The organism is Paraburkholderia sp. BL9I2N2, from assembly GCF_004339745.1.
Classification (GTDB): Bacteria; Pseudomonadota; Gammaproteobacteria; order Burkholderiales; family Burkholderiaceae; genus Paraburkholderia.
This window is the reverse complement of the sequence record NZ_SMGP01000004.1, coordinates 272,938-292,105: the sequence shown is the minus strand read 5'-3', so window position 1 is coordinate 292,105 and position 19,168 is coordinate 272,938. Positions and strand designations below refer to the sequence as shown.

The window sequence follows — 19,168 nt, the reverse complement described above, 5'->3', positions numbered from 1 at the left end:
GGCGGCGATGACGCATATCGCTTCGCGCCACGTGCGTGTGATTCCGGGCGAAGCGGATAACGACACACCGGAAGACGCCGCTTCGCGTTCCGCTTCACGTGGCCGCGGCTTCGACTACGCGTCGTTGCTCGGCCGCCGCCGCGCGTTGCATCGGCTGAACAACAACGCGGATGCCGATGCCCACGCGGGCTCGCAAGGCGGCAGTCATGCGGATGCCAATGAAGACGCAGAGACCGCATCGGCGCCCGCCGCGCCGCAGCCGTTCTTCCCGCACGAAGGCGACGCCGGTCACGATGCTGCTGAACAGAGCACGGGCTCAGGCGTAAATACCGAACTCACGCTTTCGCCCGAACGCCTCGCGATCGGCGCACGTGTCGCCGATGCCGCGCAACCGGTCGTGTCCGCCGTGTATCGGCAACAACAGCGCTTCGTGCAGCTGCTCGGCTCGCTGGCGCGCGAGATCGGTGCGTTCTGCGGCGATCCGTCGATCGCGGAAGCAGGCAATTGGGAAGTGCAACTGCCGCTCGATCAGAAACTGTTGCCGCACACCACGCTGTATCTGACGCTTTCGCGTTTCAGTCTGCAGCTTCGGTTCGACACGACGGATACGGCGGCGCGGCAATTACTCTTGGAACATAGCGCACTGCTCGAACGAGAACTCGACACCTTGCTGCGCGCGTGGGGTGAAGCCCGCGAAATCGAACTCACTGTCTGGTGACAGATTCCCTGCGCATGACCTATCCGCTCGACGAGCCGACGACTGAAGACGAAGCCGTGACCGACCCGCGCGCGGTGCGTGAACGCGCATCGGTCAGCGAGCCGTCGCGCGGCGCGGCGGAGCTCGCGCATCGGCGAATGATCGTGCCGTTCCGCATGCCGGTCGTGTCCCACAGCGACGCGCGCATTACGCGCACGATCTGCGATACGCGCGTCGCCAATCATCTGCGTGCGACGCTCGGCATCACCGAATGGCGCGCGGCGTTGACCGATGCCCATGCGTTCGATGCCGCCTGCGCCGATCCCGGCGTCATTGAACTCACGCTCGCCCCGGTTGACGGCGGCACGACAGCCGGTCTGCGTGTGGCGCTCGATCTGCGCGCCTATCCGGCGCTGTCGATCGCGGCATGGCCGGATAGCGACGCGCTGAGCACCAAACCGCCCGCCGATGTCGCCTTGCGGCAGGCCGTCGCGGGCGTCGTGCTCGCGCCGTTGTTCGAGCGGCTCGCCGGCGCCGGCTTCAAGGATCCGCGTGTGGTTGCCGTGCGCCGGGCGCGCCTGTGCGATATCGCTTCGACTTCGGCTTCGATGCGCAAGCTCACGAGCGAAGCCCACGCCACTATGCCACCGGTCGTCGCGCTCTCGTTCGTACTCGCCGAGCGCCGCTATCAGGCTGCCGTTCTCGCCGAGCCCGCATGCTACGACCTGCTCGACCGGCTATTGCGCGGCGATACCGACGCGACCCAGGCGCTGAACCCGACACCAGGCGCATTCGCATCGAACGATTCGTCGGCACACGCGAGCGCCGACCTCGACGTGCCGGGCAGCCTGATCCTCGGCGTGAAGCGCCTGCCGGTCGACACGCTGAATGCGCTCGAACCCGGCGACGTGCTGCTGCGCGCCGCCTTCCCTTCGCTCGATGCGGCGCTGCTCGGCGCATCGGACGACTCATCCGCGTCTCACGCTCGGCCGCGTGCCGTCGCCGCGTGGGGCACCCCTGGGCTCACCCGCGTGTGCGCCGCTGTGGAAATCGACGGGCACGCGCTCGTCATCGTCAAGGAGCCGAACATGTCAGAAGAGCTGGACCCGGCGAGCGCCGACGCCGGGCTCGCCATCGACGATCCCGCCGATCCGATCCGGATCGGAGAACTCGAACTGCCGGTGCAGTTCGAGATCGACACGGTGGCCCTACCGCTCGCCCAACTGTCGGCGCTCGGCCCAGGCTATGTGCTCGAACTGCCCGTTCCCGTGGCGGATGCCCAGTTGCGGCTCGTCGCGCATGGACAGACCATCGGCTATGGCGAGCTGGTGACGGTCGGCGAACATCTCGGTATCCGCATCATTCGCATGGCGCACAGGCATGGTCCAATTCAGTGATATCACCGGGCTGCTGCTGGTCGTCGTCGCGATCAGCCTGCTGCCCTTCGTCGCCATGGTGGTCACCTCGTACGCGAAGATCGTCGTCGTGCTGGGTCTGTTGCGCAATGCGCTCGGCGTGCAGCAGGTGCCGCCGAACATGGTGCTCAACGGCATCGCGATTCTCGTCTCCATCTACGTGATGGCGCCGATCGGCATGCTCGCCGCGAAGACGCTCGAAGGCCAGCAACTTGCCTCGCAACCATCGCAGGCGCTGATACAGGCGTTCGGCGCGGCGCGCGAGCCGTTCCGCGCGTTTCTCGTCAAGCACACCAACGAGCGCGAGAAGCGCTTCTTTCTGCGCTCGGCTTCGGTGGTGTGGCCGAAGGAAGAAGCCGCGCAGATCAAGGAAGACGACCTGATCGTGCTCGCGCCCGCCTTCACGCTGACGGAAATGACCGACGCGTTCAAGATCGGCTTTCTGCTGTACATCGCCTTCATCGTGATCGATCTGATCATCGCGAACGTGCTGCTCGCAATGGGCCTGAACCAGGTCACGCCGACCAACGTCGCGATACCGTTCAAGCTGCTGCTGTTCGTGGTGATGGACGGCTGGTCGACGCTGATTCACGGCCTCGTGATGTCCTACAAATAGCGCGGGAGACCAGATGGAAATCGATTCGCTGATCCGCTTCACCACTGAAGGCATGCTGCTGTGCCTGACCGTGTCGCTGCCCGCGGTGATCGTCGCGGCCGTGGTCGGTCTCGGCGTGTCGTTCCTGCAGGCGATCACGTCGATGCAGGATCAGACCTTGTCGCACGCGGTCAAGCTGATCGCGGTGACGGTGGTGATCGTGGTCGCCGCGCCGCTCTCGTGCGCGGCGATCCTGCACTTCGCCAACGAGTTGATGCAGGCGGCCGTGCCGCTCTGAAGCGGTGCAGGCCCGCCGTTGAACCGGGCCACTTTGCGAGGCGCGCGACATGAGCCGAATCTCCCATCAGGGCAGCGACACAGCGGCGGCCCACGCACAGCGCACGGCCGAGGCGCAGCAGAAATCGGCCAACGCGCAAGGCGCGCGTAACGGCGCGCAATTCGCGGCGCTGTATCGCGGCACCACCACTTTCACCTATGGCGGCGACGCGCAACGCGGACCCTCGGTGAGTTCGGTGCGCGCGAAGCGCATGGCCGACCAGTTGGCGCGCAAACGGCGCGCCGCCAAGAAACAGCGCAGCAACGGCCCGGGTCTCGACGACGACGGCCCAGACGACGCCGAAGCGCATCACGCGGAAGGCCAGAAGGTCAACCGCGACGGCGGCGGACGCGGGGGCGGCGGCGGTCATTCGCAAGGCGATCACAGCGACGAGCACGGCACTGGCGCGGCGCCCGGGATCAAGGCGCGCGGCGATCGCGGCTCCGTGCCACCGCCGCCGTCCGGCCGGCTCGACGCGGTCGCCGCGCAGTACGCGCAGCCGGGCGAGGAAAGCGCGCGCGCGGCGGCGGTGCGCGACGCATGGCGCAACGACATGCTGAGCTTGCGCGAGCAACTGGCCGCCAATCCGCAGATGCCGCTCGACGCGCGCGTGCTCGAGCAGTCGATCGATCTGCTCAGTGTGCAGCAGCGCATCGGCAGTCTTGCCGCCGCGCAGCCGGGGGCGAGTTCGGGCGTGGCCGCGCTGCGTGAGCGCGCGGGCAGTGCGTCCGGGCAAGCCGTCACGCGTCTGCCGCCGCCCGAGCGCGTGCAGCGTTTCAACCTGCTGTTTCCGTTGCTGTGGCTGCATGCGGATAAGCCGTCGAACGCGGCGCAGCTCGGGCGCTCGATCGATACGTTGTGCGGGCTGCGCGGCGGGGTGCTTGGGCGGGCTTCGGCTTCGGGCGCGTCTGGTGCGTCTGGTGCATCCCGTCGCCTCGCCGCTGAAGGGAGCCCGCACGGCGCCGGCGACGCACCGCCGTCCCTATCCGACGCCCCGGGAAGCCCGCCTGGACCACGCCGCGCCTTTCCAGACAATCGTCGCTAAACGGTTTGCCGCGCGGCTTCGCATCGCATGCGGCGCCTTCGCATCCGTTCGCTGACACGCCACATCGCGCGGCTACATTTAAGGTCGATCGAGCCGGCCTGAGCGCGCAAGCCGCGCGCTTCTCCGGCGCTTCTCCCACCCACCCTGTGCGAGCACGATGAAACTGCTGCGGATACTGACGGGCGTCCACGCGGGAGCGCAATTGCAGCTCACGCCGGGCACGCATCGCGTCGGCGCCGACGACGATGCCGACATCCGCCTCACCGACTGGCGTGGCGCGGATGCGCTGCTGCACGTCGACGCGAGCGGCGTGGTCAGCGCACAGCGCGTCGCCGCAGCGGTGCAGATGGCCGACACCGCGGACGGGCAGGCCGCGCCGCCGGTGGCCGGCGAAGAAGTGGTGCTGCTGGTGGACTTCGTGCCGATGCAGTTCGACGACATGATTCTGTGCGTGGGCGCGGACGACGCCGTGTGGCCGTCCGATCTCGACCTGCTGTCGATGCTGCTGACGCGTCCCGCCGAAGCGCGCTTCGCCGCCGAACGCAAGAAGCGCCGCCGCTATGTGGGCGCGGTTGTCGCGTGCTTCGTGCTCGGCATCGTGATCGTCGCGGGTTCGCTGCTGACCACGACGCAGATGAGCCGCGCCGCGCTGCCGCGCAATGCCGACGACCGCGCGCAGCGCGTCAACGAAGGGCTGGCCGCGGCCCATGTGACCGGCTTGCAGGCGCACGCGGTCGGCAACACGGTGGTGGTGACCGGCATGGTCACGAGCCCCGCCGACGACGACGCCGTGCGCAATCTGTTCGCGCGCATTTCGCCGACCGGCATCTCGCGCAATTACGACGTCGCGCAGAACGACGCGCGCAGCATCGAGGATTCGCTCGGCGTGGCGGGCGCGCACGTGCGCTATCTCGGCGACGGTAATTTCGCGGTGACCGGCGCGGTCAGCAGCCGCGCGGATCTCGATACGGCGCTCGCGCGCGTGCGGGCCGATCTGGATCCGAACGTGAAGAACATCGTGGTGCAGGCCGCGGAAAACTCCAACGTCATGGCGGCCGGGCCAGCGGCGGCGTCGTACTCCGAAATGATTTCCTCCGACGACGTCCGTTACGCGCAAACGCCGGATGGCGTCAAACACATCTACGCAATCGACACGCCGGCGTCGGACGGCGATGCGGCTGCGAATGCGAATGCAGCAGGCGCAAGCGGTGCAAGCGACGCGGCGCTTGCGGATGCGAACGCGGCCGGCCATGCCAGTAACACAACCGCCGCGAACACGAACGCGGCGCCGAACGGCAAAACCACCACGAGCAACACGCAAAACACCGCCAACGCCTCGATCGTGGACAACGACACCGTCACTCGCAGCGCGGCCAGCGTCGTGCCGCTGCCCAATCCCGCGACACTGCCGCCGGCCCAGCCGCGCGGTCCGTCGAGCTGACCCATCAACGGCACACCGCCACGCTTCAACCAGGACAACCAGGAGATCGACATGTACGAGCAGCTCGAAGCCCACGCCAGCGAATTCAACGACCTGCAGAAGACGCTCGCCGATCCGGCCGGCGCGCCCAAAGTGGAAGCGATCCGCCAGGCGCTCGACGCGACGGCGCAGCGCATCAGCGACACGCAGGGCGCCACCGACCTCGATCGCAACAATCTGGCGAAGCTGTATCGCGGCTTTCTCGCCGCGTCGCGCGTGATCGCGCGGCTGCAGGAAAAACAGGCCGGCGCGCGCGCCTGAGCGCGACGCGGCGGCTCACCGCATGCCCGGCGCGGCACGCGCTCGGCATGCGGATAACGCGCTTGCCGCGGCGGCCCGCTCTCAGGAGCGGCCGGCGCGGCGGCAGGTCTCGATGTAGGCCACTCACTCTCTACCCATAGTCACTGGAGGTTCTTATGTCCGTAGGAAGCGCAGGCGGAATGATGGCTGGTCTCACGCAGGAAATGGATCAGATGACGATGATGTCCGCCCAGATGCAAGTTGAACAAAGCATGTATGCATCGGTGGCGAACATCGCGAAGAGCGGCGCAAGCAACGTCAAGGATGCTTCGCGCGGCGGCTAAGCATTGCAGACGCGGGCCGTTCGCCACAGGCGGCGGTCCGCACGCGGCCGGCCCCGTCGCACACGGGGTCCGGCCGTGTTTTTTGCGGCATGCGCGAGAGGCGCGGCGCGGCGTCCGCCGCTCGCGAAGCGGACAAAAGAACGCCTGGCCAGCCGGGCACCGCGCGCAACCGCCAAGCAAGGGTCGAGAATGAGCAGCGAGCGTTACACCAGCCTGATCATGGATCTGTGCGCGACCGTCGGTCTCGGCGACGCGGACCATGTGCTGCGCACGCGGTCGATCGAGGTCGAGGGCTTCGACGTGCGGCTCGATTACTTCGAGCGCGATCTCGACGCGATGTACGCGAATTTCCATTTCGGCACGGTCACGGCCGGACGCACGCTCGTCGTGTTCCGGCTGATGCTGGAGGCCAACCTGCTGATCTATGCGCAGGACCAGGCGCAACTGGGGCTCGACACCGATACCGGCGGCGTCGTGCTGGTGCTGCGGCTGCCGTTCGCGGACGACCTGAACGGCGAGGCGCTCGCCGATCTGCTCGCGCACTACGCAGAGCACGGGCGCTACTGGCGACAGAACATCGTGGAGTCGAACGACGAGATGTTCGAAGGGATCGCGTCGGGAGAGTTTTTCTGGCTGCGGGCGTGATGCAACGCCGAGCGCGGCCGATCAAGCAACGCCGGAGTAATCACAAGGGCAACTAGCCACGCCACTCACCAGCAACGCAGGCACTGCACCCGCAACACACTCGCTCGAGGGTCCGCGCCTGGCGGACCTCGTTGCACGCCTCATCCCTTCGATGCTTCTTCCACGTTGCGCGCGCCCTGCTTCAGCAATTCGGCGAGCTGCATGACCGCGGCCTGTTCCAGTTGCAGCAGGCCGCCGACCACGTTCACGCCCGCCGTTTCGACACCGGTGGCGCCGTTCGCGAGTGTCGCCGCGCCTTGCGAGAAAGCGCCGAGGCGTCCGGCGCGCCCCGGCGCGCCGCCAGCGGCTGATTGAGCGGCCGACTGAGCCGCGCCCGGCGCAGTCGTCGTCGCCGAAGTGGCCGGCGACGGCACCTTCGCCGCGAACGATGCGCGCGCGCCCTTGCCCGCCGCGGCGCCGCTGCCGTTGCCGGCCAGTGCGCCCAGCTTGTCGTCGGCTTGTGGACCGGCGTGCGGCAAGCCGCCGGCGGGTTTGCCGCCGTCCGCCGGCGACGACGACGATGGGGCGTTGGAGTCGGAAAGCGGCAGCGTACTGCTCGAACGTCCGATCGATGGGGAATTCGGCATGGTGCGGGGCTCCTGGTGTGAATGTGCGCCGTCAACGCGAAGCACAAGACAAGGACGTCGAACAGGCATCCTGCTCGACCTTACAAGCAGCGTACGAAACTCGCTGCCGGCGTGCGAACTCGCGTGCACCGATACGAAGCGCGAGCGCTCAGCAGCACGACGCCGTAGTTGCCGCACTTGCGTGTTCAGCGGCGGGCCGAGGCCAGCCGCCCGGCCCGCTGCCAGGTCTTCGCGCGCCCTTACGCCGATTCGCGGCGCGTCGTGCGCCGGTCATGCGACGGCGCCACACTGCCGGGGTTTGTCGCTCACTCGGAATCCGACTCATGCGTTTCACTCCGCTCGACACTCTGGACACGCCGTATCTGCGGCTACGCCCCCTGACCCCCGCCGACGCTCCCGCCCTGTTCGACCAGATGCTGGGCGACGCCGACACGATGCGCGACCTGCCTGTGCTGCGCCACACCGGCGTGAGCCAGACCGAGGAATTCATCGCCGAGGCGCGGCGCGGCTGGGACGACGGCAGCCTGATCCGCTACACGCTCGAATGCAGGGAGACCGGCCGCCTGACCGCGCTGATCGAATTGAAGCCAACGCTGCCGCGCGTGGAGATCGGCGTGATCATCAGCCGGCATGGCGGCGCGCGGCGGCGCCGGGCCGGTGTGCTGGCCTTGCAGGAAGTGATCGACTGGCTGATCGAGCAGCCCGGCGTGTACCGCGTATTTGCGTGCTGCGCCGTGGATGGCGCCGCGCACAGTTCGATGGAGCGGCTCGGCTTCGTACAGGAAGCGCGCCTGACGAACCACGAACCGCGTCCGAACCGTGGCCTCGCCGCCGCCGACAGCTATCTCTACGCGCTCACGCGTCCCGCACCGGTGCCGCCCGAACCGGCCAGCGAAGGCGTCGCGTGGTTGCGCAATACCATGCAATGGAGTCTCGCGGACGCGTGAAGCAAGCGTTTTCACCGTCGACGGCGCACCCTGCATTGAAGAAGTGTCCGCAGTCCAGGCAATTGTTCACTTCTCGGGCGATAATACTTTGGTCTGACGAATAGCCGCAGCGCGGGCATTTCGTGATGCATGCCTCGCGAGTATTCCTCGCCGGTGGACCGAAACACTACTACGCCGGAGATTCATCATGTCGCTACCGCGGCTCACTGGTCAGGTGATCGCTTTCTCGCGATTCTGGCTCGCGCGCGACGTGGGCCTGCTGATTTCCGACGGCGCCGTCATCGAACTCGGCGCGCGTCCGTTCGCGATGCTCGCGGCGCTGCTCGACGCACGCGGCCGCGTGGTGTCGAGCGCCGAGTTGCGCGAAATCGTCTGGCCGGGCAGCAATGTCGACGCGAACACGGTGCAGGCGCAAATCTCCGCGATTCGCCGCGCGCTCGACGGCGACCGCGATCTGATCGTCACCGTGGCCGGCCGCGGCTACCGTTTCGCGGGCGAGGTCCGCGTGCTCGAAACGCCGGACACCGGGCTCGATCTCGCGGTGGCGAACGCCGGCAGCATTGCCGCGTCGCTGGCCACCTCGTTCGCCACGACGGTGGCGGCGAGTCCGTTGACCACGGCCGGGTTCCGCTTCGGCGCGCCGGCCCGCGCGTTGTCCGCTGCGACTGCCGCGTCCGCTTATAGCGCCGCGTTCGGCGCGTCCGGTTCGGCCTCCACCCGCACCGCGCGCTTCAGCAGCGCGCCGTACAGTCCGTCCGCCGCGGTCGCATCCGTCGCCGGCGCATCGAATCTCGCCGCGGCGGTCGCGCCGGCCGTGTCCGCGTTCCCCGCGCTGATGCCGACCAGCGCGGTCACCTCGCTGCGTTCGCAGATCATCGATCCGTCGCCGTTCATCGGCCGTCATGCGGAATTGTCGGAATTGCTCGCGCTGGTGCCCACGCGCCGCATCGTCACGCTGACGGGCGCCTCGGGCGTCGGCAAAACGCGCCTGGCGATCGAAGCCGCAAGCCACCTCGCGCCGCACTTTCCCGACGGCGACTTCTGCGCGGCGCTCGCCTCGCTCGCGCAACCGGATCGCGTGGCCAACGCGATCGGCGCGGCCGTCGGGCTGGAGCCGGCCAGCGAGTTGGCCAGCGCCGCCAATCTGGCCGCGCAGATCGGCGAGCGCCGCATGCTGCTGATCGTCGATCATTGCGATCATCTGAGCGAAGCGGCGGCCAGCCTGATCGACACGCTGGTCGCCAACACGGGCGGCCTGCATGTGATCGCCACCTGCGAGTCGCCGCTCTTCATTGGCGGCGAGACCACCGTGCCGGTGGCCGCGTTGCGCGTGCCGCCCGAGCAGATCGACGGCACGCCCGCCACACTCGACTACGACGCGCTGCGGCTGCTTTTTTCCCGCCTCGCGCGCTGCGTGAAGGCCGCCGCATTGCACGCGCCGCTGCCGGAAGTGAGCGGCATCGCGCCGGCCACGTTCGCGGCGGCGGCGCTGATCTGCCGGCGCGTCGACGGCGTACCGTTCGCGCTCGAACTGGCGGCCGCGACCATTGCCGGCCAGGTGCGCGCGGGCGTGCCGCCGGAAGAGGCGATCGTGGCCTTCGCGCGCGAACTCGACACCGTCATGACGTATCGCAGCGGCGGCCGCCGCATCGTGCTGCCGCGCGCGGCGATCGTGCACGTGATGCTCGATCTCTCGTACGCTGCGCTCGAAGCGCCCACTCGCACCATGCTGCGCCGGCTCGGCATTTTCGCCACCGCGTTCTCGCACGACGCCGCCTATGAAATGCTCGGCGCGTTCGGCAGCGACTACGGTTTCGGGCCGCCCGAGCCGCGTCTGCTGGAGCGCCAGCTCCATACGCTGATGGACGCGGGCCTCGTGAATACCGTCGACTGCGACGGCGCCTTGCGGCTGCGCTTGCCGCCCGCCGTGCGCCGCTTCGCGCTCGACGCGCTGGAGCGCAATCGGGAAAGCGCCGAGGCCGAACTGCATCACGCGCAGTTCGTCGCGCGCGACATGGCGCGCCGCTTCGGCGCGGGCGTCGCCGTAGCCACCGCGCACAGCCGCCACGACATCGACGCGCTGCGCGCCGCGCTCGAATGGGCCGTGTCCGTCGACAAAGTGGAGCTGTGCATCGAGCTGCTCGACAACACCGCGCCGATCTGGGTGGCGCTCGCGCTCGTCGACGAATACATCGGCTGGGTGCGTGCCGTGCTGGCGCGGGTGGACAGCGTGTCGATGCGGCGCATCCGCGACGAAATGCGGCTGCGCGCCGTGCTCGCGCGTGCGTTGATGCTCAGGCGCGGCGCGTCGGCGGAGATCGTCGAGAGCTGGCAGCGCACCTATGAACTCGCCAATATCTGCGCCGACACGCCCTACCGCCTGCGTGCGCTCTTCTGCCTCGTAATGTGCGCGCTCGACGCCGGAGAGATCGAACAATGCCGGCGCCTCGCGAACGAATTCAGCGAGATCGCGCCGGTCGCGCAGAGTGCCGCCGTGAGCATCAACGCGCGGCGCATCGAGGGCATCGTCAAGGCGTACGCGGGCGAATTCGACACCGCGATCCGTTTGCTCGCGCCGGTGGTCGGCCTGAACGACGACACCGCCGACGACATCGACGAAGACCTGAGCCGCGAAGCCAACGCGGTGGCCACCAGTTATGGACTCTCGCTGCATCTCGTGGCGCGCGCGATTCATGCCGTCGCGCTGTGGCTGGTCGGCGAACCGCATCTGACGACGCCGCCGCGCGTCACGATCCGCGACCCCGCCGACGAGAGCGAACCGCTCGCGTGCTGCATCGCGCTCGGTCTTGCCTGCGCGCTCGCCGCGCTCGACGACGACATCGCGCTCACCGAGTCGTGCGCCGCGGCGCTGGTCACGCGCGCGCGTGCGGCAGGCGTCAAACGCTGGCTGCGCCTCGGGCTCGATTTCCAGCTTTGGCTCGAAGCCCGGCGCGGCGACGAGGAAGCCGCGTGGCGCCTGATTGCCGGCGCGTTGAAGCGGATCGCGCGCGAGCGCATCTATGTGCCCGACATCGCGTTCATCGCCACGCTGCTGCCGCGCATTGCGCTGCACGGCAAGCCGGAACTCGCGGCGTCGCTCGGCGCTACCTTGCGCGACGCCGTGAGCCGCAGCGAGCGCACCGGCGAGCTCTGGTACGTGCCCGAGCTGCTGCGCCTGGACGCCATGCTGCGCCTGCGCACCGGCGACGATCCGCGCACGGTGCGCGAGTTGCTCGACGACGCGCTGCTGCGCGCGCGTCAGCATGGCGCGCGCCGGCTCGAACTGCGCATCACCGTCGATCTCGAAGCGCTGCACGCTTCGGCCGCCGCGGGGCTGCTTCGCGTGCGGTGACTTCGCTTCGCACGCTGCCTGGGGGTGTCACACGCGCTTAATACCGTGGGTTCAACTGCCGCTCGTTGAACGCCACGCGCCATGTCCGACATTCATGCCCTGCCGCCGCACCTGCCCCACACGCCGGACACCGAAGCGGCGCAAGCGCCCGCGCAGCGGCCCGGCGGTGCGCCCGCCACGCCGCCCACCGGCACGCCGCAGGCCCGGCCGCTCGTCGATGACACGCTGCTGGGCCGGCTCGGCAACACGCTCTCGCGGACCGGCGCGCGGCTGCGGGCGAGCAAGTTCGACGTCAGCACCGCCTTGTCGCAAACCAGTCAGCACGGCAAGCCGTTCGCGCCGGCCGATTTCACCGCCGACGGCGAGCGTTATGCGGCGAAGCCGGTAGCAGGGTCGAACGCGGCGGGAACGGCGCTGGCCAAGACCGAGCGGCAAAGCCGCCAGGCGCTGGGGAAAACGGCGCGCGCCGCGGATTCTTCCACTTCGAACACCACGCTTGCGGTGGAGCACGGCAACGAAGCATCGACGGCGATCCCGCTCGACGCCATGACCGGCGAGGCCGCGTTGAGCGAGTACGTGCGCCAACAACTGCCCGGTCCGTCGCACGATCTGCTCGCGCAGGCCGAACTCTCGCATCGGCTGGCCGCTTTGGGCGGCCCCGACGCGGCCTTGCCGACCAGCCGGGGCTCGCTCGTCGCCCAGGCGTTGCACGGCGCGAGGATCGGCGACGCACCCAGCGCCAACCACGTGCTCGACGCCCTCGAACATCTCGACTTCGCGCAGATGCACACCGCCCGCTCGAGCACGCCCGCCGAAGCCGGCGCCTGGCAAGTGGCCCGCACGCTCGCGCGCACCGACGCCGGTTTCGAAGCGCTCAGCCAATTGCGCCATCACGGCCAACCCGCCCCCGGCGATGTGTCGACGCAACTCGCGCAACGCATGATGCTGCAAGCCGCCGATGCGCTCGATCCGCCGCTCCACGGCGCAGGGCCGGCGCAGGACCCCGCGCCCGCCGCCGTCGCCGCGCGCGCGGCACCGGCAGCAGGCACGCCGCTCAATGAAACGCCGCTCGCCTGGCAAGCCTACGACGCCGCCTCGACACTGACCACGCAAGGACGCGCGGCACTGAGCGCCGATCAGAAAGGCGCGTTCTTCGCGTGGCGTCAGAACTTCCGCGAGGACGGACGCGGCAGCGACCTGTCGCAAGCCCGCGAGCGTTTGAACAAGTTCTCCGCGAAGACCATCGACCGGGTCGGCGAAAACCGCTGGAAGAGTTTCCTGCCGCGCCTCGCCGGCAAACGCAGCTCGCCGCTCTCGGCGCTGCGCTTCGGCACCCAGGGCGTGCCGCGCAAAACGATCGGCGCCGAACAAGGCAAACTCGACGAGGCCATGCGCGGGGCGCTGGAGCCGCTGCGCGAGCGTCCGGAAATGCGCGCCGCCGCCGCGCTTTCGCACGCGCGTCCGGAGCAGTCGATTGCCGAACTCGCGGCCTTGCATGTGTGGCTCGAGTCGGGCGGCTTTCCGAACGGCCGGATGGATGCCGATCAGTTGCACCAGGTCACCGAACGCGCGCAGCAGATGTGCGCCGAGTTGCAGCAGCGCGATGTCGGCTCACCCGCCACGCTCGATCGCCTGCGCGCCGAAACCACGCGCTGGGCCAACACCGATCCGCACACGCTCGCGCGCAGCAAGCCGTTCAGGTCAATCGCGAAACAACCGTTCAATCTGGAGCGGCTCGCTTCATGGGGCAAGGTCGCCGGGGTGCCCGCCGATTCGCCGTTCTGGACGCAGGTGTCGGCCCTGAAGGATCAGGCGCGCCCGCCCGCCCCGGCCGCCCAGGCCGACAGCGCCGACGCGGTCCGGCAAACGCTCAAGGACGTCGCGCATGATCTGCAGTCGAGTTCGCGCTTGCGCCTGACCGATGGCCGCCGCATCGGCGTCAGCACGCGCGGGCTCTCGGCGAATCTGAGCAAGGTGCTGCATGCGGGCGCGGTGCCGATCGCGCCGCGCGTCGATCTGCGCGCGTCGCAAACCCGTGAAGCCGTGGTCGAGTTGAGCCGCGGCACGCATGGCGTCGAGATGTTCGTCGGCACCGCGAAAACCCAGCTGCGGCATGCGGGCGTCGGCGTGCTGGTGGGCTACGACGTCGACGTCGGCTTGACCCAGCTGCGCGCCGGGCTGACCACGCAGGCCGTGCTGCATTCGCAGGAATTGTCCGAGCCGAGCGGCGTATCGCTGCGGGTGGCGCGCCGTGTCAATCGGAACGGCACCGGCTACGACGACAGCGCGATGCGCACGAAACTCGAAGGCATCATCGATCATGTGTTCGACGAGACGACCGAGGCGCACGGCGCAAATTCGGGTGGCGCGCGCGGCACCTGGAACCGGCTCGCCGACCATTATTTCGACGACCCCGACGTGTCGATCAGCTGGACCGACTCGGTGGCGCGCACCGTCAAGCGCGGCGGTTCCGCCGATGCCGGCGTCTCCGTGACCGTGCCGAAGATCGGCTCGCCGTTTCGCGCGGGCGCGAACATCGGCATCGGCTATGAAAAGACCGCGAAGCAGACGCTCGATTCAAATGAACAAAGCGGCCGCATGCAGATCGAGCAGGATCGGGTGGGCGCGGGCTCGCGTCTGATCGGACGGCTGAGCGGAACCGTCAGCGCCACGAAAGCGGTCGGTGCGCCTGCGTCGAGTGTGGGCGTGGGCCTCGTCTCGCTCGACGCACCCTCGGCGACCATGACCTTCGCCGACGACAGCCACCTCGCCAAAGTGCAACTCGTGCGCGAGGACGGCGCACTGACGCATCGCGCGTGTCTGCTCGACACCGAGTATTCCAGCGCTGAAACCTACACGCGCGCGCTCGACGCGAGCCGCGACCAGTGGCTCGATCTGTTCACGGAACAGGTGCTCGCCGAGCAGGAAGGCGAACGCCAGGACGCGCGGCTGAACGGCCGTCCCGAACCGCAGCAAGCGCCCGCGCGCACGCTCGCGGCGCAACGTCTCGAACGCCATCTCGGCGACGTGAAGGCGAACCGGCGGCCGAATCAGACCTACTTCCACCGCTACCGGCTCAAGCGCGGCGCGGCGAAGCAACTGGACATGCTGGCGGCAATGTCGAAACAGTTGCCGCCCGCCGAGGCCGCCGCGGGGCACGCGCAAATCGACGCGAAGGCGGACAGCATTCTCAACGATCCGGCCTCCTGGATGCCGATCGAACTGAAGGTCAAGGAGCGCACCACCAGCACGCGCAGCCCGGGTTTCAATTTCGCGCTGCAGCTGAATACGCAGACCAGCGCGACGGGCGACCGCGAACTGTTTGCGGAGAGTATTCCGTTTGCGCTGGTGGATCGGCTGGACGGTTAGAGGCGGGACGTGTGGTGAGTGCGGCCGGATCATTGCGGAGCTCAGGAAATCCAGTATCCTGAACATCCTGCTGAACGTATCCGACAGAGCCGGCTCTTCTCCATGAATCTATCTTTTGAAGTCCTGCAGGTGCTCGATGCAATCGATCGAACCGGCACGTTTGCGAACGCCGCCGAAACGCTTCACAAGGTGCCGTCCTCGCTGAGTTATCTGGTTCAGAAACTCGAACTCGATCTCGGCGTCAAGCTGTTCGACCGCACCGGCCGGCGCGCCACGCTGACGCACGCGGGGCGTGTGGTCGTCGAGGAAGGCCGCCGTCTGCTGGAGGCGGCCGAAGCGCTCGAATTCAAGGCGAAGCGAATCCAGCACGGCTGGGAGGCCGATCTGCACATCGCCGTCGACGAGATCATTCCGTTCGATCTGCTCTGGCATCACGTCAGCGAGTTCTACAAGCTCAAGCTGGACACGCGGCTGCATCTGTCGAAAGAAGTGCTGGGCGGCTCGTGGGACGCGCTGCTCACTCGTCGCGCGGATCTGATCGTCGGCGCGGCCGGCGATCCGCCGCCCATTCCCAATCTGATCGCGAAACCGATCGGCTCGCTGCGGCATGTGTTCGTGGTGGCGCCGGATCATCCGCTGGCGTCGATACCCGGACCGCTCACGCTGGACGTCGTCGCGCGCCATCGCGCGGTCGCGATCGGCGATACGTCACGCAAACTCGCGCCGCGCACGATCGCGCTCGCCGTCAATCAGGAAGTGCTCACGGTGCCGACGCTCGAAGCCAAACTCGCCGCGCAGATCAAGGGCCTGGCAGCGGGCACGATTCCAGAATGCCTCGCCGTCGAGGCGCTGAGCCAGGGCGAACTGGTGCAAAAGGAAGTGATCGGCATGCGCGACGTCACGCATTTCTATCTGGCGTGGCGCGACAACGAATGCGGCAAGGCGCTGCAATGGTGGGTCGAGCAGTTGAACCGGCCAGACCTGATCGACGAAGTGGTGCAACAGCGAACGCTGCACGGTTGAGGTTCGACTAGCAGGCTTCGCTGATCTCGTCCGGCGGCGGGTCGTCGAACGGTGCTGCAGTGGCATGCGCATTCGTGTCCATCCGCGTATCGCCGCCGGCGGAAGTACCGACCGGCGCGCACGCTTCAGTCGCGACACGCAGCAAGTCTTTAGCGGCCTTGAAGTCGTCCCAGTCGCGGCCTTCCGTGAGTCTCGCGCAGGCTGACTTCACCAGTTGCACCGCCTCGACGCTTCGGCCTTGCGCATGCCAAAGCCGCCCGAGACTGGTCGCGGCCCGCAGTTGCAACGAGCGGCAACCCTGTGCCAACGATTCCTCCATTGCCGCGGTGAGACTCGCCTGTGCATGCGTCGCCGCATCGCCGAACGGTGACTGGCCGGCGTACTCCATCAGCAGCAATTCGGCATGCACGCGTCTGAGTTCGGCGGCATACCACTGGTCGCCGGTCTCATCGCCCTGCGCGAGCGCGTCGGCCACGGCGGCGATGCCCTTCTCCCGCTGTCCGGCACGGCCGAGCGCGAGACTGTATTGCGCGGCAAGCATGGCGCGCGGCGCGGCATATTCGAGCGCCTGGAGATCGCCCAGCGCGGCGCGGAAGCTACGCACACGCTGCGCACTGGTGTCGTCCAGCGAATGCAGGTATTCGTCGAAACAGCGGCAGCACGCATGCGCCACCCGCAGCCCGGCACGCGCCGACACGTCCCGCAACAGCGCGATGGCCTGAGCCGCCCGCTTTCGCCGGCCCGCCAGCAGCGCCAGCGGAATTTCCGCCTCGACCAGCACGTAGCACGTGACCATCGCCTGTTCCTGCCGGCATGCTTGCGCAACGCATGCCTCGGCGACTCTGAGCGCCTGATCGCGCGCGCCCTGCAAGCCGAGCAGGCGGGCAAACGTCGCGCGGCCGACCACGCCCTGATCGATGGATTGTCCGAGCGGCAGCCGATATTGCAAGCGGCCGGTGTGCTGCAAGAACTGATCGAGCGAGGCACGCGCCTCTTGCTGATCGCCCACGTAGTGCGAGGCAATGCCGAGCAAGCGATGAGCGAGAATGCCGTTGGCGGTGTCGCCCGTCTGCGCGGCGAGCGACGCGAAGCGCCGTGCGAACGCCAGCGCATTGCGCGCCGCACCGGCCGACTGGCTCGCGTTCCACATGCCCCACAACGCGCGCGCTTCGAAGGTCTGATCGCCCGACGCGATCGCGAGTGCCAGCACCTCGGCCCAGGTGCCGAGCGTTTCCCGGTTCGGTCCGTTCACATGGACGAGCGCCGCACCGAGCGCGGCGAGCAGCTGCATGCGCAAGCGCAAATGGCGCGGCGAGCGCGCACCCTGATGCATCGCGTCCACGGTGTCAAGAGCGCGCCTTGCCCACACGCAGCATTCGTCGACCAGCGAGAGTTCATAAAGCAGCGACACGAACTTCACCGCCAGCGTTTCGCCCAGCGCAGCGTCACCTTTCGGTGATAACGCCCAGGCCAACGCGGCTCGCAAATCGTCGAGTTGCTCGCGCATGTGGTGGCGCCAATGCTCCGGGCCGGCGCCCGCGGCGTTTGTGTCATGAGCTTCATGTGCTTCACGCGCATTGCTCGGCGAATCGAATGCGACCAGGTCCGCGAAATAACGTGCATGCCTGAGCGTGACGAGGCGCCGCTCGCCGTTGTCGTCGAGCTTTTGCATCGCGTAGGCACGCGTGGTTTCCAGCAGCCGGTAGCTTGCCTTGCCGCGCTCCGCGTGCATCACGACCAGCGATTTTTCGACGAGTCCCGATAGCGCCGCGATCACGCCGGACTCACGCAAGCCGTCGTCACTCACCATGGCGATCGCCGAATCGATCGTGAAGCTGTTCACAAAAACGCCGAGCCGGCGCAACGTCGTGCGCTCGGTGTCGTCGAGCAAGGCGTGACTCCAGTCGAGCGTCGCCTTCAAGGTCTGGTGGCGCGGCAGCGCCGTGCGATTGCCGCCCGTCAGCATGTTGAAGCGGTCGTCGAGATGGTCGGCGAGTGTCTCGATGCCGAGTATCGCGGCGCGCGCCGCCGCCAGTTCGATGGCCAACGGAATGCCATCCAGCCGGCGGCACACGGTGCCGGTCAGATGAATGCTTCGGTCGTCGAACGAAAAGCGCGCGTCGATCGCGCGGGCGCGTGACAGGAACAACTGCACGGCGCTGCGTTGCAAAACATGCTGGCTCTCATCGTCGCGAGCGGGCACGTCGAGTGACGCCACCCAGTACAGGTGCTCGTCCACGACACGCAGCGGCTCGCGGCTGGTCGCGAGAATCCGGATGGCCGGACTCACGTTCAATAACGCTTCGGCCAGCTCGGCGGCGGGGCAAAGCACGTGCTCGCAGTTATCCAGTACGAACAGCACGCGCCGTTCGCCGAGTTCCTTGCTGACGCGCGCCAGCGTGAGCGGCCCGCTCGCCGCGCTCACGCCGACGCTGTTGGCGAACATGGCAAGCACGCTATTTGCGTCGACGGCGGACGCCAGCGGCACCAGATAGACGCCTTCCGGAAAGTGCGCCAGCGAGCTGCGCGCGATCTCGATGGCCAAACGGGTCTTGCCGATCCCGCCGGAACCGACGAGCGTGACATGGCGCGTTGAAGCGAGCGCCTGCGCAACGTCGCTGATGGCCTGATCCCGGCCGATCAGCGACGAGCTATTGGCAGGCAGATTGTTGGGGACGTTGCGAACAGACGGGACTGGTTCGGAGGTATCGGGCGCGTTGTCGCGAACGGCGTTGCCCGGCTGTTCCGTGCAAGCCTCTCTGGATACCAGCCGGTAGCCTCTTCCCGACACGGTCTGTATCAGGTTGCGGCTCTCGCCCAGCACCTTGCGCAAGGCGGACATATGCACCTGAAGATTGTTCTCTTCAACGATGGTGTCCGGCCATACCTGTTCGAGCAGGGCGTCCTTCGACACCAGCGCGCCGTTCGCGGCGATCAGCACGGCGAGTATGTCGAATGCACGGGTGCCGATGCGCACAGGCTGTCCGTCGAGCAACAGCTCTCGGCTGGCGAGGTCCACCTGAAGCGGGCCAATGCGGGTCATTGCCTGAGTA

General features: G+C 68.0%; 15 protein-coding genes. 13 read left to right on the top strand and 2 right to left on the bottom strand.

The window, feature by feature from the left end; all coding sequences use genetic code 11:
• The first annotated feature begins 7 nt into the window (after positions 1-7).
• The 9 genes from sctP to B0G74_RS37505 all read left to right on the top strand — a co-directional run bounded on the left by sctP (position 8) and on the right by B0G74_RS37505 (position 6,798).
• Complete coding sequence (gene sctP, locus B0G74_RS37540; RefSeq protein ID WP_132381801.1) at positions 8-718, top strand: type III secretion system protein SctP; 711 nt, start codon at positions 8-10, stop codon at positions 716-718.
• On the top strand, positions 715-2,094 hold the full coding sequence (gene sctQ / locus B0G74_RS37535) for a type III secretion system cytoplasmic ring protein SctQ (RefSeq protein ID WP_165924011.1): 1,380 nt from the start codon (positions 715-717) through the stop codon (positions 2,092-2,094). The genes sctP and sctQ overlap by 4 nt, the downstream gene beginning before the upstream one ends.
• Positions 2,078-2,728: a type III secretion system export apparatus subunit SctR gene (gene sctR, locus B0G74_RS37530; RefSeq protein ID WP_132381799.1), complete on the top strand. Its 651-nt coding sequence runs from the start codon at positions 2,078-2,080 to the stop codon at positions 2,726-2,728. Before sctQ ends, sctR begins: the two co-directional genes overlap by 17 nt.
• A 13-nt stretch (positions 2,729-2,741) precedes the next feature.
• On the top strand, positions 2,742-3,005 hold the full coding sequence (gene sctS, locus B0G74_RS37525) for a type III secretion system export apparatus subunit SctS (protein ID WP_132381797.1): 264 nt from the start codon (positions 2,742-2,744) through the stop codon (positions 3,003-3,005).
• Between the two features lie 49 nt (positions 3,006-3,054).
• Complete coding sequence (locus tag B0G74_RS37520) at positions 3,055-4,089, top strand: hypothetical protein (protein ID WP_132381795.1); 1,035 nt, start codon at positions 3,055-3,057, stop codon at positions 4,087-4,089.
• A gap of 157 nt (positions 4,090-4,246) precedes the next feature.
• Positions 4,247-5,530: a secretion protein gene (locus B0G74_RS37515; RefSeq protein ID WP_132381793.1), complete on the top strand. Its 1,284-nt coding sequence runs from the start codon at positions 4,247-4,249 to the stop codon at positions 5,528-5,530.
• A 51-nt stretch (positions 5,531-5,581) separates the two neighbouring features.
• A complete protein-coding gene (locus B0G74_RS37510) occupies positions 5,582-5,830 on the top strand; it encodes a type III secretion protein (protein ID WP_132381791.1) in 249 nt (82 codons plus the stop codon).
• Between the two features lie 155 nt (positions 5,831-5,985).
• A complete protein-coding gene (locus tag B0G74_RS46025; RefSeq protein WP_162831287.1) occupies positions 5,986-6,153 on the top strand; it encodes a hypothetical protein in 168 nt (55 codons plus the stop codon).
• Positions 6,154-6,342: 189 nt separating this feature from the next.
• Entirely contained in the window at positions 6,343-6,798 is a 456-nt protein-coding gene (locus B0G74_RS37505; protein WP_132381789.1) for a CesT family type III secretion system chaperone, read from the top strand.
• A gap of 140 nt (positions 6,799-6,938) precedes the next feature.
• Here B0G74_RS37505 and B0G74_RS37500 read toward each other — a convergent pair whose 3' ends face one another.
• Complete coding sequence (locus tag B0G74_RS37500) at positions 6,939-7,424, bottom strand: hypothetical protein (RefSeq protein ID WP_132381787.1); 486 nt, start codon at positions 7,422-7,424, stop codon at positions 6,939-6,941.
• Between the two features lie 323 nt (positions 7,425-7,747).
• Between B0G74_RS37500 and B0G74_RS37495 the strand changes: the two genes are divergently transcribed.
• The 4 genes from B0G74_RS37495 (at position 7,748) to B0G74_RS37480 (ending at position 16,115) form a co-directional block, all read left to right on the top strand.
• Positions 7,748-8,371: a GNAT family protein gene (locus B0G74_RS37495; protein ID WP_132381785.1), complete on the top strand. Its 624-nt coding sequence runs from the start codon at positions 7,748-7,750 to the stop codon at positions 8,369-8,371.
• A 187-nt stretch (positions 8,372-8,558) separates the two neighbouring features.
• Entirely contained in the window at positions 8,559-11,723 is a 3,165-nt protein-coding gene (locus B0G74_RS47160) for a winged helix-turn-helix domain-containing protein (RefSeq protein WP_132381783.1), read from the top strand.
• 81 nt (positions 11,724-11,804) lie between these two features.
• A complete protein-coding gene (locus tag B0G74_RS37485) occupies positions 11,805-15,092 on the top strand; it encodes an autotransporter (protein WP_132381781.1) in 3,288 nt (1,095 codons plus the stop codon).
• 102 nt (positions 15,093-15,194) lie between these two features.
• The gene (locus tag B0G74_RS37480; RefSeq protein WP_132381779.1) at positions 15,195-16,115 is read left to right on the top strand and encodes a LysR family transcriptional regulator; all 921 of its coding nucleotides are present in this window, start codon (positions 15,195-15,197) and stop codon (positions 16,113-16,115) included.
• Between the two features lie 7 nt (positions 16,116-16,122).
• Here the strand turns inward: B0G74_RS37480 and B0G74_RS37475 are convergent, their stop codons facing one another.
• Positions 16,123-19,158: a winged helix-turn-helix domain-containing protein gene (locus B0G74_RS37475; RefSeq protein ID WP_132381777.1), complete on the bottom strand. Its 3,036-nt coding sequence runs from the start codon at positions 19,156-19,158 to the stop codon at positions 16,123-16,125.
• Positions 19,159-19,168 lie beyond the last annotated feature (10 nt).